Source organism: Rossellomorea sp. FM04394 (assembly GCF_041889765.1).
Classification (GTDB): Bacteria; Bacillota; Bacilli; order Bacillales; family Bacillaceae_B; genus Rossellomorea; species Rossellomorea aquimaris_B.
This window is the reverse complement of the sequence record NZ_CP168654.1, coordinates 305,685-323,524: the sequence shown is the minus strand read 5'-3', so window position 1 is coordinate 323,524 and position 17,840 is coordinate 305,685. Positions and strand designations below refer to the sequence as shown.

The 17,840-nt window shown below is 43.4% G+C and carries 15 protein-coding genes; 3 read left to right on the top strand and 12 right to left on the bottom strand.

Annotation, left to right across the window (positions count from 1 at the left end):
- Nucleotides 1–200: 200 nt before the first annotated feature.
- The gene (gene putP / locus ACCB35_RS01740) at nt 201–1,709 is read right to left on the bottom strand and encodes a sodium/proline symporter PutP (RefSeq protein WP_044339037.1); all 1,509 of its coding nucleotides are present in this window, start codon (nt 1,707–1,709) and stop codon (nt 201–203) included.
- A 423-nt stretch (nt 1,710–2,132) separates the two neighbouring features.
- On the opposite strand from putP, the gene ACCB35_RS01735 reads away from it, so the two are divergent.
- Nucleotides 2,133–2,354 carry a hypothetical protein gene (locus ACCB35_RS01735; RefSeq protein ID WP_374055493.1) on the top strand — a complete coding sequence of 74 codons (222 nt, stop codon included), beginning with the start codon at nt 2,133–2,135 and terminating at the stop codon, nt 2,352–2,354.
- A 74-nt stretch (nt 2,355–2,428) separates the two neighbouring features.
- Here ACCB35_RS01735 and ACCB35_RS01730 read toward each other — a convergent pair whose 3' ends face one another.
- The 7 genes from ACCB35_RS01730 to ACCB35_RS01700 form a co-directional block, all read right to left on the bottom strand.
- On the bottom strand, nt 2,429–3,580 hold the full coding sequence (locus ACCB35_RS01730) for a CamS family sex pheromone protein (protein ID WP_374055492.1): 1,152 nt from the start codon (nt 3,578–3,580) through the stop codon (nt 2,429–2,431).
- Between the two features lie 15 nt (nt 3,581–3,595).
- The gene (gene ligA / locus ACCB35_RS01725) at nt 3,596–5,602 is read right to left on the bottom strand and encodes an NAD-dependent DNA ligase LigA (protein ID WP_374055491.1); all 2,007 of its coding nucleotides are present in this window, start codon (nt 5,600–5,602) and stop codon (nt 3,596–3,598) included.
- A 71-nt stretch (nt 5,603–5,673) separates the two neighbouring features.
- Nucleotides 5,674–7,899, bottom strand: coding sequence for a DNA helicase PcrA (gene pcrA / locus ACCB35_RS01720; RefSeq protein ID WP_374055490.1), 2,226 nt, complete (start codon nt 7,897–7,899; stop codon nt 5,674–5,676).
- An 84-nt stretch (nt 7,900–7,983) separates the two neighbouring features.
- A complete protein-coding gene (locus ACCB35_RS01715; protein ID WP_374055489.1) occupies nt 7,984–8,670 on the bottom strand; it encodes a heptaprenylglyceryl phosphate synthase in 687 nt (228 codons plus the stop codon).
- A 141-nt stretch (nt 8,671–8,811) separates the two neighbouring features.
- Nucleotides 8,812–9,111, bottom strand: coding sequence for a YerC/YecD family TrpR-related protein (locus ACCB35_RS01710; protein WP_034760840.1), 300 nt, complete (start codon nt 9,109–9,111; stop codon nt 8,812–8,814).
- Nucleotides 9,112–9,132: 21 nt separating this feature from the next.
- The gene (locus tag ACCB35_RS01705; protein ID WP_374055488.1) at nt 9,133–10,170 is read right to left on the bottom strand and encodes a DUF3048 domain-containing protein; all 1,038 of its coding nucleotides are present in this window, start codon (nt 10,168–10,170) and stop codon (nt 9,133–9,135) included.
- Nucleotides 10,171–10,222: 52 nt separating this feature from the next.
- Complete coding sequence (locus ACCB35_RS01700) at nt 10,223–11,962, bottom strand: adenine deaminase C-terminal domain-containing protein (protein ID WP_374055487.1); 1,740 nt, start codon at nt 11,960–11,962, stop codon at nt 10,223–10,225.
- A gap of 125 nt (nt 11,963–12,087) precedes the next feature.
- On the opposite strand from ACCB35_RS01700, the gene ACCB35_RS01695 reads away from it, so the two are divergent.
- Together ACCB35_RS01695 and ACCB35_RS01690 are read left to right on the top strand one after the other, a co-directional pair.
- Nucleotides 12,088–12,525, top strand: a complete 438-nt coding sequence (locus ACCB35_RS01695; RefSeq protein ID WP_374055486.1) for a DUF2892 domain-containing protein — start codon at nt 12,088–12,090, stop codon at nt 12,523–12,525.
- 166 nt (nt 12,526–12,691) lie between these two features.
- Nucleotides 12,692–12,805, top strand: a complete 114-nt coding sequence (locus ACCB35_RS01690) for an EYxxD motif small membrane protein (protein WP_367379312.1) — start codon at nt 12,692–12,694, stop codon at nt 12,803–12,805.
- Here ACCB35_RS01690 and purD read toward each other — a convergent pair.
- The 4 genes from purD to purM form a co-directional block, all read right to left on the bottom strand.
- Nucleotides 12,783–14,057 carry a phosphoribosylamine--glycine ligase gene (purD, locus tag ACCB35_RS01685; RefSeq protein WP_374055485.1) on the bottom strand — a complete coding sequence of 425 codons (1,275 nt, stop codon included), beginning with the start codon at nt 14,055–14,057 and terminating at the stop codon, nt 12,783–12,785. The genes ACCB35_RS01690 and purD overlap by 23 nt on opposite strands.
- A 248-nt stretch (nt 14,058–14,305) precedes the next feature.
- Nucleotides 14,306–15,841 (bottom strand): bifunctional phosphoribosylaminoimidazolecarboxamide formyltransferase/IMP cyclohydrolase, encoded by a 1,536-nt coding sequence (gene purH / locus ACCB35_RS01680; protein WP_374055484.1) that lies wholly within the window; start codon nt 15,839–15,841, stop codon nt 14,306–14,308.
- 355 nt (nt 15,842–16,196) lie between these two features.
- Nucleotides 16,197–16,772, bottom strand: a complete 576-nt coding sequence (gene purN / locus ACCB35_RS01675) for a phosphoribosylglycinamide formyltransferase (RefSeq protein WP_044339028.1) — start codon at nt 16,770–16,772, stop codon at nt 16,197–16,199.
- 36 nt (nt 16,773–16,808) lie between these two features.
- Nucleotides 16,809–17,837: a phosphoribosylformylglycinamidine cyclo-ligase gene (gene purM, locus ACCB35_RS01670; protein WP_374056924.1), complete on the bottom strand. Its 1,029-nt coding sequence runs from the start codon at nt 17,835–17,837 to the stop codon at nt 16,809–16,811.
- Nucleotides 17,838–17,840 lie beyond the last annotated feature (3 nt).

Genomic DNA, 17,840 nt, shown 5'->3' with positions numbered 1-17,840 from the left:
CATGTTTGTATTATATAACAGAGTATTTGGTTTTGGAACAACTTTTTGGTGATTTTTTTTCGACAAATTTCGCAACGCTCTTAAAGAGGACATTCATCACGATTTCTCCTTTAATAAAAAAGAGAAAGCACAACAAAAAAGAGGTCCGTCCCTCAGCCACTTTTAAGTGACGAGGGACGGACCTCTTTTAGATATTGAAATTATTTTACGATGTCTTTGGCAACAGCTTCGTCGAAATCAGCTTGGATCTCAGCACTTGGCTGTGGTCCAACCTTACTGAAGATCACGATTGCCAGCATAGCAAGGAAGAATCCTGGAACAATTTCATACAGTTCGAATGGAATAACTCCAGCTGCAGTCAGCTGTTTCCAAACGACGACTGTTACAGCACCAGTGATCATACCGGCTAATGCACCGTTTCGTGTCATACCTTTCCAGTAAAGCGACAACAGGACGATTGGTCCGAATGCGGCACCAAATCCACCCCAAGCGTAACTTACCAGATCAAGGATCTTCGTACCGCCGCCATTCGCAGGGTTACCTTGAATGGCAAGCATGATCGCGATGAATGCGATCAGAAGCACTCCGATACGACCTACCCATACAAGTTCTTTATCAGAAGCATTCTTACGGATGATCGCTTTATAGAAATCCTCCGCTAGCGCACTGGAAGAAACAAGTAATTGGGAATCAATCGTACTCATGATAGCAGATAGAATCGCTGCTAACAGAATACCGGAAACCCATGGGTTAAATAAAACATCTGTAAAGAAGATGAATACTTTCTCAGAATTATCAACATCACCTGTAATCAACGGCATATCAGCGAAATAGGCGATACCGGAGAAACCAACCAGTACAGCACCAATCATTGATAATGTCATCCAGCTCATACCAATCCAACGTGCCTTTGGTACATCTTTGGTGGATTTAAGTGCCATAAAGCGGGTGATGATATGCGGCTGACCGAAGTAACCAAGTCCCCATGCAAGGAGTGAAACGACTCCCATAACCGTCATTGTGTTCATTGTATCCAGATTGGCTGCGTCAACAGAACGAACAGCATCAACTGTAGCATTCCATCCACCCAGCTCTGTAATAGCAACGATTGGTGTAATGATCAGTGCAAGGAACATTAGAATACCTTGTACGAAGTCAGTCCAACTTACTGCTAAGAATCCTCCAAGGAATGTGTAAGAAATGATTACAGTGGCACCAATCCAAAGTGATTGATTGTAAGACATTCCGAACGTTTCCTGGAATAATAACGCTCCGCCTACAAGACCTGAAGATGTGTAGAAGGTAAAGAATACCAAGATGATCACTGCTGAAATGACACGAAGGAGACGGGAACCATCTCTAAAACGATTTTCAAAGAAGTCCGGAACCGTAATAGAATCGTTTGCAACCTCCGTGTAAGCGCGTAGTCTTGAAGCGACGAATCTCCAGTTTAAATAAGCACCAATTACTAACCCAATACTTAACCAGATCGAACCTAAACCAATTGCATAAGCAAGGCCCGGCAGTCCCAGTAATAACCATGAACTCATATCCGAAGCACCAGCACTTAATGCTGCTACCCCCGGTCCTAAACTACGTCCTCCAAGAACGTAATCCGATAAATTGCTTGTTAATTTGTAAGAAATAATACCGATTGCGAGCATTCCAACTAAATATACGATAAAGGTGACTAAAGTAGCTATATCCATTGTGTAGTTAGCATTCTCCTTTCAAGAAATTTGTATTGCTTTTCGTTAGGTGCTTAATCTAACTTTCGAACCATGCTAAAAGACCTCTCAAATTGTAAATCCAACAGTTCTTTACCCCATGCATACGGGTTGTAAACTTATTCACTCAATAATGTTTGAAAAAGTTTTTTCTGCGAAGCTGCGTTCCGTAACAAGTTCACAACGTTATTAATACTAACATACATTCACTCCATTAACAGACGGAATTTTCTAAATACATTCACCTATATGAATAAATATTCATTTAAAATGCATATATTTTTATGAAAGCGCTTTTTTAGCTATATCTATTCATAAAAATTTATAAAATTAAGTTACTTTTTGTTCACCATTTTGTTAAGATTACAGTTTTTCACTAACGTTAGCATCTTTATTTTGCAACAAATGAAACATTCATATACATGGTGCGATTGGTTTCTTTTTTCTGAAATCGTTGTGAATGAAGGAACTGGTGGGCAGATTGGAGAAGGAGAAGGATTTCAACCGTTAAGGAGATTTATCAACCGTTATTCAGAATTATCCACTGTTAAAAAGTTTTATCAACCTGATTTTCATTTTATCGACCTAACTTTCAAGATATCTACCGTTCTACAAAAATTCGACTAATTTCTCAGACACCTCAACAGTCCTATCCTCAAAAAAAGAACTAACCTATATAAGATTAGTCCTTCTATCCTCTTCTATTCATAAATGTGCATATATGTTTCTTTACTGCCCGACTTCTTAACAATCAGGGCTTCCGGTCCATAGGACGATGAGACGAGCAGTTCTACGTCCCAATTGTCCGGTGTCTGCTTGCTGATCATGCTGGAAAGATGCTGGGCAAATCCGATGGTTTCAGCTTTTCCCTGAAAGGACAGAGCTACCTCGAATTTCATGTTGGACAGCTTTTGATTTTGATAAAGTGCTTGTCCCGTTAGGCCTGTGTAAACAGGAAAGTATTTCTCAATGTCCGTTTTCAGCTCGTTGAAAACTTTGTAATCGTTCGGATGATTCTCCTGTGCTTCCGGGGAAGGGTATAGGTAAAATTCTTCATTGATCCCTTCCCAATTTTGGATGCTGGTTTCGTTCGCTTCAACGGTTGTGTAGGCAAAGAACTGACCAGGGACGACCTGTTCTTTCGGAGCCTGTTTATAAAGTGAGATCATGATAGGAACATTTTGGAGTTCTTTATTCTGACGCAGACGATTGAGGACTTCGTCGGCGATTCTGGCACCTTGTTCCTTTAAGACATCATTACTAATGTTTTTTACTGTTCTTGTTCCAGTTGAAAGGTTGGTTTCGTACTGAACGGAATTCATGGATAGGGCGATGGCCACTCCCCCAAGTTGAACCTTGTTGTCTTGTTTTTTCATCAAATAATTATGCTCAATCACATGTGCAAGGTAGATGGGTGCGTTCTCGCCCTTTGCCTGGACAGGATTAAGGCCTGCATTCTCAGATTCTTGAATTCCTTTTTCTTTCAGCTGTTCACTTGTATATTTTCGTTGAAGCCAACTATCGACTGTTTTCTTGGTCAGGAATTGGCCTTCTTTGAAAAAATATTCATCCGTTGAGAAACGATTTTGGGCTACCCGCAGCAAGCCCGTTTCGATTTCATTGATATCATATCTTGAACCTAAATCATTGACGACGACTCCACGGGTTTTACTCGTTTCATACGGAAGCATCGTCTTGTAGTATTCCTTGGATATCTGGAAGCTTGGAATGATCGCTTTTTTTGCTTCGTTATCTTGATTTTCCTGCACGACCTGATCCTGCTTTTCAAATGTCGGAGCACAGCCCCCTAATAACAATAGTGCGGAGAGAGCGACCGAGATCCCTTTTTTCATTACTCGTTACACCTCTTATCGGTTAAGTTCTTCCATCAGCTTGTCCTCATCCCATACTTCGATGTTCAGTTCATTGGCTTTCGTAAGCTTTGATCCTGCTTCTTCCCCTGCAATGACAAGATCTGTTTTCTTACTGACACTGCCAGTTACTTTTCCACCGAGCATTTCTATTTTTTCTTTTGCTTCATTTCTGCTTAATCGTTCAATTTTCCCGGTTAACACAATGGTTTTCCCTGCAAAATAAGAGTCGACTTCACTTACTGCTACCGGCTTAGGTCCTTTGTATTCAAGATTGACACCGGCATCCTTCAGTTCCCGGATCAGTTCTTTCACTTCATCATTTTCAAAATAGGCCACAATGGCATCTGCCATTTTATCGCCGATTTCGTTTACATTGGTCAGCTCTTCTTTGCTAACTTCCATAAGCTTATCCATCGTATTGAACTCTTGTGCTAATGTTTTCGCAGCTTTGGCCCCTACATGACGGATACCAAGTCCGAACAACAGCTTCTCCAGTGAGTTTCCTTTTGATGCTTGAATGGCTGTCAATAAATTATCAGCGGATTTTTCACCCATGCGCTCCAGTCGAAGCAATTGATCGCGCTCTAATCGGTATAAGTCGGCAACATCTTCGATTAATTTCTCTCTGAATAACTGGCTGATCACTTTTTCTCCAAGACCATCGATGTTCATGGCGTTTCGGGACACAAAGTGAATCAGACCCTCCCTGATTTGAGCAGGACATTTGGGATTGATACAGCGAAGGGCGACTTCTCCTTCAAGTCTGACCAGCTCACTTTCGCATTCAGGACAATGGGTGGGCATATGGAAATCCTGTTCGTCACCGGTTCTCTTTTCTTCTAATACATTGACCACTTCAGGAATGATATCCCCTGCTTTTTTAATCACGACATGATCGCCGATTTTGATATCTTTTTCTCGAATAAGATCTTCATTATGAAGAGACGCACGTTGAACCGTTGTACCTGCGACACGGACCGGTTCCAAAATCGCCGTCGGTGTCACCACTCCGGTACGGCCGACACTTAATTCAATTTCTTTTAACACGGTGACCACTTCTTCAGCAGGAAATTTGAAGGCAATGGCCCAGCGTGGACTTTTTGCTGTCGTTCCGAGCTGCTTCTGATGCTCTAAAGAGTTGACTTTAATGACAATCCCATCAATATCATAGGAAAGATTCGGACGTTGATCGGTCCACTTTCCAACAAATTCAATCACATCTTCAATCGTGGCACATTGTTTTCGTTCAGGGTTTGTTTTAAATCCCAAACCTTCTAATTTATCTAATCCCTCACTATGCGAATGAATTCCTGTATCCCCAATGTCTGCTAAAGCATATAAGAAGATATCAAGATTTCGTGAAGCCGCAATTTTAGGATCTAACTGACGAAGTGAACCTGCCGCTGCATTGCGTGGGTTGGCAAAAGGCTCTTCTCCTTTTTCGTCTTTGATTCTATTTAATGCCTCAAAGGATCTTTTTGGCATAAAAGCTTCACCGCGGACTTCAAAGGAAATCCTTTCAGATATCTTCAGAGGAATGGAGCGTATTGTCTTCAGATTCGAAGTGATATCTTCACCTATCGAGCCATCTCCCCTTGTTGCTCCCTGAACAAACACCCCATCTTCGTAACGGAGGGAGACTGCCAACCCATCGATCTTGAGCTCACAAACGTAGGAGAAATCCTCTCCGACTGCCTGACGGACACGACGATCGAAGTCCCGAAGATCCTCTTCATTGAAGGCATTCCCCAAGCTGAGCATCGGAGTGCGATGTTCCACTTTTTCAAAGGCATCGAGTATCGCACCTCCCACCCGTTGAGAAGGGGAATCGGATGTTTTCAAATCAGGAAATTGATCCTCGAGTCCGATGAGTTCCCTCAGTAGTTGATCATACTCGGAATCGGGCACGGAAGGTTTGTCGAGCACATGGTACTCATAATTGTATTGATTTAACAGTTCATGTAATTCACTTATACGGTTTTCGGCTGATTGTCGATCCATTTCCACAACCCTTTCTTGCTAAAGTGATCAGTTATTTAAACATAGCCGGGAGGGAATTCCCTCCCGACAAGCTAGGCTTTTTCAATAGGAGCAAATTTCGCAAGAAGACGCTTGATTCCCATCGGACTTGGGAACGCAATGTCAAGCTCTACACTGTCTCCAGAGCCTTTCACACTGACAACCGTCCCTGTCCCCCATTTCTTATGCTGGGCTTTGTCCCCTACTTGCCATGCAACAGATTCTCCACCGGTTGTCGTTTGAACCGGTCGTGAAACAGGCTTGCGCGGGGCAGGACGCGTTGGTGCTTTCGCCGCTGATTTCCCGAAAGGTGTGAAGGCACTCTTCTTTTCTGCCATCACGTCATCCAGCAGTTCAGCTGGAATCTCCTGAATGAAACGGGACACAGGGTTCATCTTCGTTTGCCCGAAGAGGGTTCTCATTTGTGCATTGGTTAAATAGAGTTGCTCTTCAGCTCGGGTAATTCCTACATAAGCCAGTCGGCGCTCTTCTTCCATCTCATCTTCTTCCATGAGGGAGCGGCTGTGAGGGAAAACCCCTTCCTCCATTCCCATCAAGAATACGACAGGGAACTCAAGACCTTTTGCAGCATGAAGGGTCATCAGGATAACCGAGTCTTTTGGCTGATCGTCTTCATCAAGCTTATCGATATCCGCCACTAATGCCAGATCCGTTAAAAATGCGACAAGACTCTTGTCATCGTTGGATTGCTCGAAGCTTTTTGTTACAGACAGGAACTCGTCCAAGTTCTCCAAGCGACTTTGAGACTCGATCGACTTTTCTACTTTTAACATATCGATGTAGCCGGATTTCTCCAGAATTTCTTCTACGAGCTCGGTTACAGACAGATATTCCTGCATGGCTGTATAGCCTTTCACCATTTCCTTGAATTCAATGACAGCTTTCGTGATTTTCGGACTTAGGCCGATAAAATCTGCTTCTTCCAAGGCACTGAACATGGAAATATCGTGATCTTGTGCATAACGGGCAATTTTATCTACAGAGGTTGCTCCTACACCCCTCTTTGGAACGTTAATGACACGAAGAAGGCTGATGTCATCATCAGGGTTCGAGATGAGTCTCAGGTAAGCCAATATGTCCTTGATCTCTTTACGGTCATAGAACTTGATGCCGCCGACAATGGAGTATTCAATATTCGATTTCAGTAAAACTTCCTCCATCACACGGGACTGAGCATTGGTGCGATAAAGGATGGCGAAATCAGAGTACTTCCTCTTACCGCTTTCCATCATTTCCTTGATTTTACCTGTCACAAATTGAGCCTCGGTCTGCTCGGTATCCGCTCTGAAATACGAGATCTTTTCACCTTCATGATTTTCCGTCCATAGATTCTTCGGTTTACGATTCGAGTTCTTCTGGATCACTTCGTTTGCTGCTTGTAAAATCCTCTTCGTAGAACGATAGTTTTGTTCGAGGAAAATAACGGTTGCCCGTGGATAATCCTTTTCAAAGGAAAGGATGTTCGCAATGTCCGCACCACGCCAGCGATAAATCGATTGATCCGAATCCCCTACTACACACAAGTTCTGAAATCGGGAAGCCAGCAGTTTAACGAGCATATATTGAGCCCTGTTCGTATCCTGATATTCATCGACATGGATGTATTGGAACTTTCTTTGATAGAATTCCAATACTTCCGGTACACGCTGAAACAACTGGATCGTCGTCATGATCAAATCATCAAAATCGAGGGCCTGATTCTTCCGTAAACGCTTCTGATATTCCGTATATACATCAGAGACAACTTGATCGTAATAACCCCCTACCTGCTTGGATAATTCTTCAGGAGTGGTCAGCTCATTTTTGGCAGAGCTGATGGATCCCAAAAGCGAACGTGGATCAAATTTTTTCGGGTCTATATTCTTTTCTTTTAAAATTGCTTTGATCACCGACTGCTGATCGGTAGAATCAAGGATGGTAAAATTACGGTTCATCCCTATGCGATCAATATCACGTCTCAGGATTCGTACACACATGCTGTGAAAGGTTGAGATCCAAATGTTCTCGGAAGCCCCGCCCAGGATGTTTTCAATACGATCCCTCATCTCTCTCGCCGCTTTATTAGTAAAGGTAATCGCTAAAATATTATAAGGATTGACCCCTTTTTCCACCATTAAATACGCAATTCGATGCGTCAATACTCTCGTCTTCCCGGAGCCTGCCCCTGCCATGATCAGTAGCGGTCCCTCTGTCGCCTTCACAGCTTCTGCCTGCTCGGGATTCATTCCATTTAACAATCGATCAGTCAAAAATTGCATACACTCTCACCACCATAACGAACGTACGTTCTATATTTGTATTTCTATTATATCCTACTTAGGGACGGACCTCCAGTTTAATCCTTATCCCTTCACAGCTTTTACTGTTTTTAACGCCTCTTTCAGATTGTCATATACAGCATTTCCTACAACTACAACATCTGACACTGCAGCCATTTCCTTCGCCTGCTGGACGGTTTTGATGCCTCCACCGTAGAATAATGTAGTATTTTCAAGTGAATCTCTTACTTCTTTCACCGTCTCAACATCCCCATATGTACCACTGTACTCCAGGTAAAAAATCGGCAGGTTAAACATTCTTTCCGCCATCATGGCATAGGCTGCCGCGTCTTCACTTGAAATATCTGTATCGGCCTCCGTAACCTGTGCCGCCTTACAGTCTTTGTTTAATATACAATATCCTTCTACAAGGATTTCATCCCAATTCATAATTTCCCCATATTCCTTTACAGCCTGGTGATGCAATCCTGTTACCCAGTTCATGTCCCGGCTGTTCATCACCATCGGAATGAAATATAAATCGAAGCCCGGAGTAATCGACTCCAAATTTGATACCTCCAGAATACAAGGAACAGTATATCGTCTCACCCGTGCCATCAAATCAAGAACCTTTTCAAGGGTTACACCGTCCGTTCCCCCTACAATAATGGCGTCTGTCCCTGATTCACATATAGCTTCCAAATCTCCATCATCGATTGTCTTATTCGGATCTAGTTTAAATACATGGCTCCACTTTTGGACATCATACATGCTTTGTTCCTCCATTCTTACATCCATCTAACGTATTATATCATTTGTGGATGGGAGTCGCATTAACTCCTCCGATGTTAACAATTTCTATTCCAACAAAAAAACAAAGACCGCTCATCATGACGACAGCGGTCCCTTCTATTATTTTTCTTCCTGATGTACACGGTCCAATACTAGCTGATACGCATCATTTCCGTAGTTTAGGCAACGCTTCACACGGGAAATGGTTGCAGTGCTTGCACCTGTTTCAGTTTCAATCTTATGATAGGTTTTCCCATCCTGCAGCATACGAGCTACTTCAAGGCGCTGAGCAAGAGATTGAATTTCATTGATTGTGCAAAGATCATCGAAGAAACGATAACACTCTTCAAGATCTTGTAGAGATAGAACAGCATTGAATAACTGATCCAGCTCCTTGCCTCTTAGTTTATTTATTTGCATTAAAAAGACTCCTTTTTCAATCTATTCTTGATACGATACCGACCCCGCCAATCCTTCAGAACTTGGAATGATATTGATCCACGTACATCCTTTTCGCAAACTGACAGGTTTATTATTTTCAAAAGGAAGGATTCTGCCTTCTACGTTCTTCCACTGAACTTCCCGGAGTTTTCCTTCTTGAATCAAGTACGCATTCCCGCCGGATTCAAAATCAATGTTTCGTCTGCCTGTATCATCAACTATTTTATGAGACGCTTCCACTATAAAGAGATTTTCTACTAAAACAGGGTCTTTGGAATCGTAATCGATGGTCTGTTCACCATTTGAGTAACGCTCGTATTTACCCTCTTCTTCGTTGAAATCATACACTACGTTAAACAGCGGATTATCATTATACGAAATCATGACCGATTGGGATGCTTCCCCGTTAACAGGCCCTTTATCACTAAAGTTCAATGCTTCCGGCGGACGTTTCATGTCAAAGCCGTTCTGCTCCGCCCCCTCCTTGATATGCTCATAGGAGATATAGGAATTATGAGGAGCTTTACGGAAGCTTGCGCGCTTGAACAGCGTTCCATCATATTTCATGCCGTTTAAATTGTCAATGAAACCGCTAGTCAGCATTTCTTGTGCTTCAGGACTATAACCATGAGCTACATATAGACTATCATATCCTTTGGCAAGCTCTACATAGTAATCTCTGGCACTTCGTACAGGTCCGATTTCTTTAGGCTTTTGGCTTTGAAATATAGCGAGGAACCGAGTCACATCACCTTCTGCCAGGACTTCATACACAATGTCTGCTTTTGAAAGGCCTGATTGGGGACGGGCCTTCGGGTGATTATTCACCATGACCGCAACCGCTCGCGCCGTGGATTCTATCTCTTGTACCTCACCAGTTAACGGTGATTGGCTTTTCTCTTCCGTTTCTACGCCTGTCTCCTCTTTTACAACCGGAGTTGCAGATTCTTTATCAGATTCTTTCTTTATCTCTTTATCTGAACTACATGCGACAAGTGTAAACGAGCTTAAAGCAATGATCAAAGCTCTTTTCAGCATGTTTTTAGACACCCCTATTATATAGAAATCCTTTTCCCTATACTTTACTATTTTAACGCATTATCGTTGGAAAGAGTACCGTTTTCTTCATTACATCATAGATTCCCTTTTGTGTCATCCGTATATAAGGCAGATGAGTAGACTGAAGGAATAGCAATGTATAAATGGGATCCGAAAAGCGATAGCCCCTTTCTTTTAACAACCCTTTTAGTGTTTTTTCTTCCTCGATAAGGTCCGGCATCTCTTTATGAGAGAGCAGGCCGCTTAATGGAAGTGGTATATCATGAAGGACTTCACCCTTCTCCGTTAAAACAATTCCGCCACCGATTTCTTTCATTCTTTTAAAGGCAGCAATCATATCTGACTTGTTTTTACCAATTAAGATGATGTCCCCTGTATTCGAATAGGAGGAAGCAAAGCCCATGACACCCGTTGAGAATCCTTTGATCATGGTGCTGATTCTCCATTCTCCCTTTCGATCCAGAAGCATGAGGAACGATTGATCATGATCAAGATCGAGCTCATCCGTAGAAGGATTGATGGAAATGGAGTAAGGCTTGGTGATGACATCGTTCACCATTTCAATTCCAAAAGGCATGGAAAACTGAAGGTCATCGTATCCCACTTCCCAGTTCAGGGTCAATGGCTTGAATCCGTTTGATGACCAGTTTATTTCTGTGGAATCTTCCATCTCCCCGCCATCTCTGCGTACCCAAGTCCCCTTTGAGAGAACGGAAATCGGAGTAGGGTCATCAATTGTCGATAGGAAGTTAATATTTGCCACTCTGCCTGTAGCAATCATCCCATGCAAATGAGTGATGTTATAGTAATTGGCAACGTTATAGCTAGCCATATTATATGCTTCGATTGGGGGTATGCCCTTATCAATCGCCATTTTTATCATGAAATCCAATACACCTTGTTCATAAAAGCCCGGTGTCGACCCGTCCGTTGTAAACAGTAAGGAATCATACGAATCGATGCCTTTTTCTTTTAATCCGTCTAAAAGGACCGGTAAATCCGGTCGGATGGAGGAGTGGCGTAATGTGACGGTCAGTCCTTGAATAAGTCGCTTATAGACATCTTCACCCGTCATGGCTTCATGATCACCATCAATTCCCAATAAGCGAAGCTTGGCAATGGTTTTGTCAGATGCTCCCGGCAGATGTCCTTCAACGATCTTGCCCATTCTTTTCGCTTCCTGCATCCAGTGGAGAATTAGATCATCTCCCTGGAGCAGTCTCGGCCAGGCGGTCAGTTCCCCTCCTTGAAGCACGGAGTCATGTTCCAGCCATGATTTCACTTCACCATTTGAAAAGGTTACCTCTTCATTCGCCATCTCCGTTTGCGAATCGAACCTAGTCCACCAATACATGGTGACAGGCAGCTTATTGAATTCTCCCAATAAAGAAAACGCTTTCTTTTTTTCCAATTGTAAAAACATCATCAGGTTATCATTTACGAATGTCGTTGTACCAGTTTGGGATGCATACTTGGAAAAAGATTGGGGATTATAAAGCTGAAACGGATGTACATGCGGTTCGATATATCCGGGAACGAGGTACTGTGATTTACAGTCCACTATTTCGCATTTCTCAAGGTTTTCCGGGAGCTGATCGCCTGTATAGACAATCCGGTCACGGTAAACCCAAATGTGTCCCTGCACCCATTTCTTTAGAGTCGAGTGAAGGTACGTTGCATTCTTCAAAAGAAGGCTCGGAGATCTTTCTCCGTTCAGTACTTGTACATGTTCTCGTAGTTGTTTGTTCTTCCATCTGTAGCGCTGTTCCAATGTGAACACTCCTCTAGTGGAATGGTATTAGTTTAAGTTTCATTTTATGTTAACATATTTTGCTATTTAACGCATTAAAGGTTTACAACAATTATGTGAATTTTCTATTAAGGAGGAGTTTACAAATGAAAGTATCATCAAACATTGGGATTATCAATGCCCTTATCCGCATTACCGTTGGTTTCACGATTCTTGCCTGGAGCACATCCAAGCTTGCGAGACGCCCTTGGAGAGACTCTTATCTCGTGATGGCCGTAATTGGTGCCATGAAAGTAGGAGAAGGAATTCTTCGCTACTGCCCTGTTACAGCCCTATTTGAGAAAAGCGGGGACGGAAACGGTGGTTTCGGCGGATTCAAAGCGAAGGATATGATGAACTTTAAAGACATGCTGAAATCAGACAAATCACCAGAACACAAAGACCACCACCCAACAAGCGAACACAAACAAGACCCGCTCGACAATACCAAAAAAGAATCAAACTTCAATCCAGAAGAACTCACCAACAAAGAAGTCCAGGCAGCATTGAATGGTGAGAATATCGAAGGGACGGACCTCCGCTGAGGGACGGACCTCTCCTTCCCTTTCCAAATTCAAAGGCATGTTCTCCTGCAGTGAATTCCGCCTTTGAAATCCGCTAATGGCAAGAGTGCCGAGGTCCGTCCCTTAAATGGGATAGGACCTGGCACTCTTGATTTAATCTATTTTTTAATAAAGGAGTTGTTCATTTATGTTTTGGGAGTATTTAACGGATATGTCGTATGTGTTATTTTCGCTAATTGGCGGCATTGTTGCCATTGCTTTTGTTTATGTTCGCAGAACTAGGAAGAGACGTGTTCGATAGCTTTCTTCCCGATGTCCCTTCTATAGAACAATCCTTTACAGTCTACCTTGTCTAATTCTTTATACACTTTAGCCTGCGCTTCTTCCACAGAAGCTGCAGAGGTAGCTACAAGTAACACTCTTCCACCATTAGAAACTAATGAATCTTCTTCATTCAGCTCAGTTCCAGCGTGGTATACAAGGGTTTCTTCATCTAATGACTTATCAAGATTTGGGAGGGCAATCCCTTTTGCATATTTACCGGGATAACCCTCTGCAGCCAAAACGACTCCAAGAACTGCATCATCCGACCATTCTAATTGCACCGGATTCCCTTCGATCATGTTTTTTACAACGAGACCGAAATCAGAAGTCAACCGCGGCAGTACCACCTGTGTTTCCGGATCGCCAAATCGCGCATTAAATTCGATGACCTTGGGACCCTCATCTGTCAGCATCAGACCTGCATAAAGAATCCCGGTAAACGAGCGATTCTCCTGTACCATCGCTTGAGCTGTCGGATACAGAACAGTTGAAATCGCTTCTTGCACGACATCGTCCGAAATATGAGGTACCGGGGAATACGCACCCATTCCGCCAGTATTCGGTCCCTGATCACCATCAAAGGCACGCTTATGATCCTGTGCAATCACCATCGGATAAACGGATTCTCCATGTACAAAGGCCATCAAAGAAAACTCTTCCCCAAACAGACACTCTTCCACTACCACTTTAGAAGAAGCATCTCCAAACTTTTCATCTAGAAGCATTTCTTCCAATGCACTGATCGCTTCTTCCTCTGTTTCAGCAACCACGACACCCTTTCCTGCTGCCAATCCATCCGCCTTCACAACAATAGGGGCGCCAACTTCTTTTACATATTCAATTGCTTTCTCAACACTTGTGAACACCTCATATTTTGCCGTAGGAATGCTATATTTTTTCATTAAATCCTTTGAAAACGATTTGCTTCCCTCTATGATGGCAGCTTCTTTGGTTGGACCAAAGATTTGCAGCCCTTCAGCTTGGAAGCTGTTAACGATCCCTTCCAATAATGGGTTTTCAGGACCTACAAAGGTATAAGAGATATGCTCTTTTTTGGCAAAAGCAATGAGTTCATTCACATCGGATTCAGTGTATGGGAGATTAGTCGCAACGCTTGCAATCCCTGCATTCCCGGGTGCACAGAATACCTCTGTCACACTTTCACTTTCCGCTAACTTCTTACATATGGCATGTTCACGACCACCGCGACCGATAACAAGTACTTTCATCTTGAAAAGCCCCCTTTTTAAGAAAACCTCTCCTACCAGAGTTGAAGTTGAGGAGAGGTTGTATGTGGAATGGATCTATGGTTAGGTGGGTTTGATGAATTGGCAATGGGTAGGCAGTAGTTTGGTTGAGGTCCGTCCCTCAATCCGCACTCTTTCTAATCACCCAGTTCCCAACATTTCGTTCCCCACATGGTTTAAACGGTAATATTACAAAACTTCCTTGTATAATTGGAGGTCCGTCCCTCAAATTAATGTTTGAAGTGGCGGATTCCGGTGAAGACCATGGTGATGCCGTATTGATCGGCTTTTTTGATGGAGTCTTCGTCACGGATTGAGCCTCCTGGCTGGATGATGGCTGTTATGCCTGCTTTGGCTGCTGCTTCTACGGTGTCGTCCATTGGGAAGAATGCGTCAGATGCCATCGCTGCTCCTTTTGCTTTTTCGCCTGCTTGCTCCAAGGCAATATTAGCAGCTCCTACGCGGTTCATTTGACCTGCCCCGACCCCCACTGTCATATGAGCATCCGTTACAACGATTGCGTTGGATTTCACGTGTTTCACAACTTTCCAGCCTAATTTCATGCTTGCCCACTCTGCTTCAGTTGGCTGACGTTTTGTTACCACTCTCAAATCCGCATCTTCAAGGGTAAATGTGTCATCCGCCTGAACAAGCAATCCACCTTCAACGGTCGTTAATTTACGTTCGATTTTGTTTGTGGACTCAAATGGAACCGTCAATAAGCGGATATTCTTTTTGCCTGAAAGGATTTCAAACGCTTCATCACTGAAAGCTGGAGCGATGACGATCTCTAAGAAAATTTCATGAAGCTGCTTGGCTGTTTCTTCATCCACGACACGATTCAGAGCCACGATCCCACCAAAAATAGATGTAGAATCGGCTTCATAGGCTTTCGAGAAGGCTTCTTTAATAGTAGAGCCAACGCCGACTCCACATGGGTTCATATGCTTTACAGCGACTGCCGCTGGTTCCGTAAACTCTTTCACGATTTGAAGAGCCGCATTCGCATCATTGATATTATTATAAGAAAGCTCTTTTCCGTGAAGCTGTCTCGCCATGGCTACAGAGAATTCAGATCCAAGTGGTGCACGGTAGAAAGAAGCCTGCTGATGAGGGTTTTCCCCGTAGCGTAATGTTTGTTTTAACTCATACGTTCTCGTAAAACGCTCTGGGTGCTCTTCCCCTGAGATGTCTGTCATGTACTCAGCGATAAATGCATCGTAAGCTGCCGTATGACGGAACACCTTGGCCGCTAATTTACGACGTTTTTCCAATGATGGTTCGCCATGAAGCTTTAACTCTGCAATGACTTCATCATAGTCCAAAGCATCGACTACGACTGTAACGTATTGATGATTTTTCGCAGCCGCCCTAAGCATCGTTGGACCGCCGATATCGATATTCTCAATGGCTTCTTCTACACCGACATTCGGCTTAGAGATGGTTTGTTGAAATGGATAAAGGTTCACACATACCAGGTCGATCCCTTCGATTCCTTGTTCCTGAAGCTGCTGGCGATGGCTATCTTCCCCGCGTTTTGCAAGCAGCCCACCGTGGATGTTAGGGTGAAGGGTCTTTACACGTCCCTCTAAAATTTCAGGAAAACCCGTTACTTCTTCCACTCCCATGACGTCCACTTCATTTTCTAAGAGAAGCTTCTTTGTGCCACCCGTCGAAATGATTTCAAACCCAAGTGTCTTTAACTCTTTCGCAAATTCGATGACTCCGCTTTTATCTGAAACACTGATCAATGCTCTCTTTTTCAATGTCTGATCCTCCTCTGCCTTATGTAATGCTGATTTTATTTCATTATTTATTATTTTGTTGTTGAATTGAGGATGGGATTGAGGGTTTAATGGTGTAAAAGTAAGTGAGTGGTTGGGGATTTCGTGTATCATGGCTGTTTTATTCTGTGGGTTGCAGCACTTTTTCGTTTTTGTTGAACTTGTGCCACTTTCGATGTTTGTTGTGCCAAATTATGTACAAACAACAAACACGCCCTGACCATACTATACTGTGCACTCACTCTTCTACCGCTTCACCAAAATAAATCTAATCACAAGGTCCGTCCCTCATCACTTTACCACACTACCACAATAAAGCAACCACCTCTCCCCGGCTTTAGTGGCCGGTAGTAAGGAAGAGGTGATTCAGGATGGTTGGGTATAGGTGGTGTTCGACGTGCTGGATTTTGTCCTGGAGTGATTGTTTGGTTTCGCCTGTTGTGACCCGGACGATTTCCTGCGCGATGATTTCGCCTGTATCCATCCCGGCATCTACATAGTGGATGGTGACGCCAGTGATCTTCACTCCACCATCGATCGCTTGACCGATGGCATCTTTTCCTGGAAAGGAAGGGAGAAGAGAAGGGTGGATATTCACGATCCGTCCTCCGAAGCTTTCCAGTAATGTTGGACCAATCAATCTCATATAACCTGCTAATACAATAAAATCAACACCCAAATGAGCCAGTTCATTTAGGATTTCCTGTTCAAATGCCTGCTTGTTTTCGTAATCTTTTGCACGGAAGACGAATGTCGGAATCCCTGCTGATTGAGCTCGGTGAATCACAAACGCTCCCGGCTGGTCACAGACAAGAAGTTTAATATTCGCTTTCAGTGTTCCGCCTTGTACGGCATCTACCAACGCTTGAAAATTACTTCCGCTTCCTGATGCAAAAATGGCAATCTGTCTCATGACTCGCCCCCGATATTGACTTACTCATCCTTCATTTCAACGAACGAAACGCACTCCATTTCCAGTTGCCACACGTCCGATGATAAAGGCTTCTTCTCCCTGTTCGTTGAAGAATTGAAGAATGTCTTCTGCTTCTTTTTCCTCAACCGCTAATACAAATCCAATTCCCATATTAAAAATGTTGTACATTTCGCTGCGGGGAATTTCCCCATAGTGCTCAAGGGCCGTGAAAATGCTTGGGATATCCCAGCTTCCTTCTGTAATGTCCGCTTGCAAATGATCCGGCAGCATCCGCGGGATATTTTCAATGAAACCGCCGCCAGTAATATGGGACATACCCTTGATGGAGAATTGCTTCAGTGCAGCTAACACTGGTTTCACGTAAATCTTGGTAGGTGTAAGTAACGCTTCTTTTAGTGTGGTCCCGATTTCCGGTAATGATTCTTCCAAAGAGAACGACTGATCTTCGAAGAATACTTTTCGTACTAAAGAGTACCCATTACTGTGTATACCACTGGAACCCAGTCCGACTAACACATTTCCTTCAGAAATTTTTTCGCCTGTGATGATCTCTTTTTTTTCACAAGCTCCTACAGCAAAGCCGGCGATATCATATTCTTCATCGGAATACATACCAGGCATCTCGGCAGTTTCGCCACCGATCAACGCACAGCCAGCCATTTCACATCCGTCCGCAATACCCTTTACAATACCTTCTATCTTCTCTGGAAGTGCTTTTCCAGTCGCTATATAATCTAAGAAATACAGTGGTTCCGCTCCCTGAACGACAATGTCATTCACACACATGGCCACACAATCGATCCCGATCGTATCATGTTTGTCTGCCATGAAGGCAAGCTTCAGCTTCGTCCCGACTCCATCCGTACCTGATACAAGAACAGGCTCTTTCAAATTCAAAGAAGATAAATCGAACATCCCGCCAAAACTGCCCAATTGACCAAGAACCCCCTCTCGTGCGGTTCTATTCACATGCTTTTTAATGCGGTCGACTGATTCGTACCCCGCTTCGATATCTACTCCTGCTTGACGATACGCGTTTGCCATCAT

What these genes read in the sequence shown, in the direction of transcription:
- putP (WP_044339037.1), bottom strand. Translation starts at nt 1,709, where the DNA reads ATGGATATAGCTACTTTAGTCACCTTTATCGTATATTTAGTTGGAATG.
- ACCB35_RS01735 (WP_374055493.1), top strand. Translation starts at nt 2,133, where the DNA reads ATGAAACATTCATATACATGGTGCGATTGGTTTCTTTTTTCTGAAATC.
- ACCB35_RS01730 (WP_374055492.1), bottom strand. Translation starts at nt 3,580, where the DNA reads ATGAAAAAAGGGATCTCGGTCGCTCTCTCCGCACTATTGTTATTAGGG.
- ligA (WP_374055491.1), bottom strand. Translation starts at nt 5,602, where the DNA reads ATGGATCGACAATCAGCCGAAAACCGTATAAGTGAATTACATGAACTG.
- pcrA (WP_374055490.1), bottom strand. Translation starts at nt 7,899, where the DNA reads ATGCAATTTTTGACTGATCGATTGTTAAATGGAATGAATCCCGAGCAG.
- ACCB35_RS01715 (WP_374055489.1), bottom strand. Translation starts at nt 8,670, where the DNA reads ATGTATGATGTCCAAAAGTGGAGCCATGTATTTAAACTAGATCCGAAT.
- ACCB35_RS01710 (WP_034760840.1), bottom strand. Translation starts at nt 9,111, where the DNA reads ATGCAAATAAATAAACTAAGAGGCAAGGAGCTGGATCAGTTATTCAAT.
- ACCB35_RS01705 (WP_374055488.1), bottom strand. Translation starts at nt 10,170, where the DNA reads ATGCTGAAAAGAGCTTTGATCATTGCTTTAAGCTCGTTTACACTTGTC.
- ACCB35_RS01695 (WP_374055486.1), top strand. Translation starts at nt 12,088, where the DNA reads ATGAAAGTATCATCAAACATTGGGATTATCAATGCCCTTATCCGCATT.
- ACCB35_RS01690 (WP_367379312.1), top strand. Translation starts at nt 12,692, where the DNA reads ATGTTTTGGGAGTATTTAACGGATATGTCGTATGTGTTATTTTCGCTA.
- purD (WP_374055485.1), bottom strand. Translation starts at nt 14,057, where the DNA reads ATGAAAGTACTTGTTATCGGTCGCGGTGGTCGTGAACATGCCATATGT.
- purN (WP_044339028.1), bottom strand. Translation starts at nt 16,772, where the DNA reads ATGAGACAGATTGCCATTTTTGCATCAGGAAGCGGAAGTAATTTTCAA.
- purM (WP_374056924.1), bottom strand. Translation starts at nt 17,837, where the DNA reads ATGGCAAACGCGTATCGTCAAGCAGGAGTAGATATCGAAGCGGGGTAC.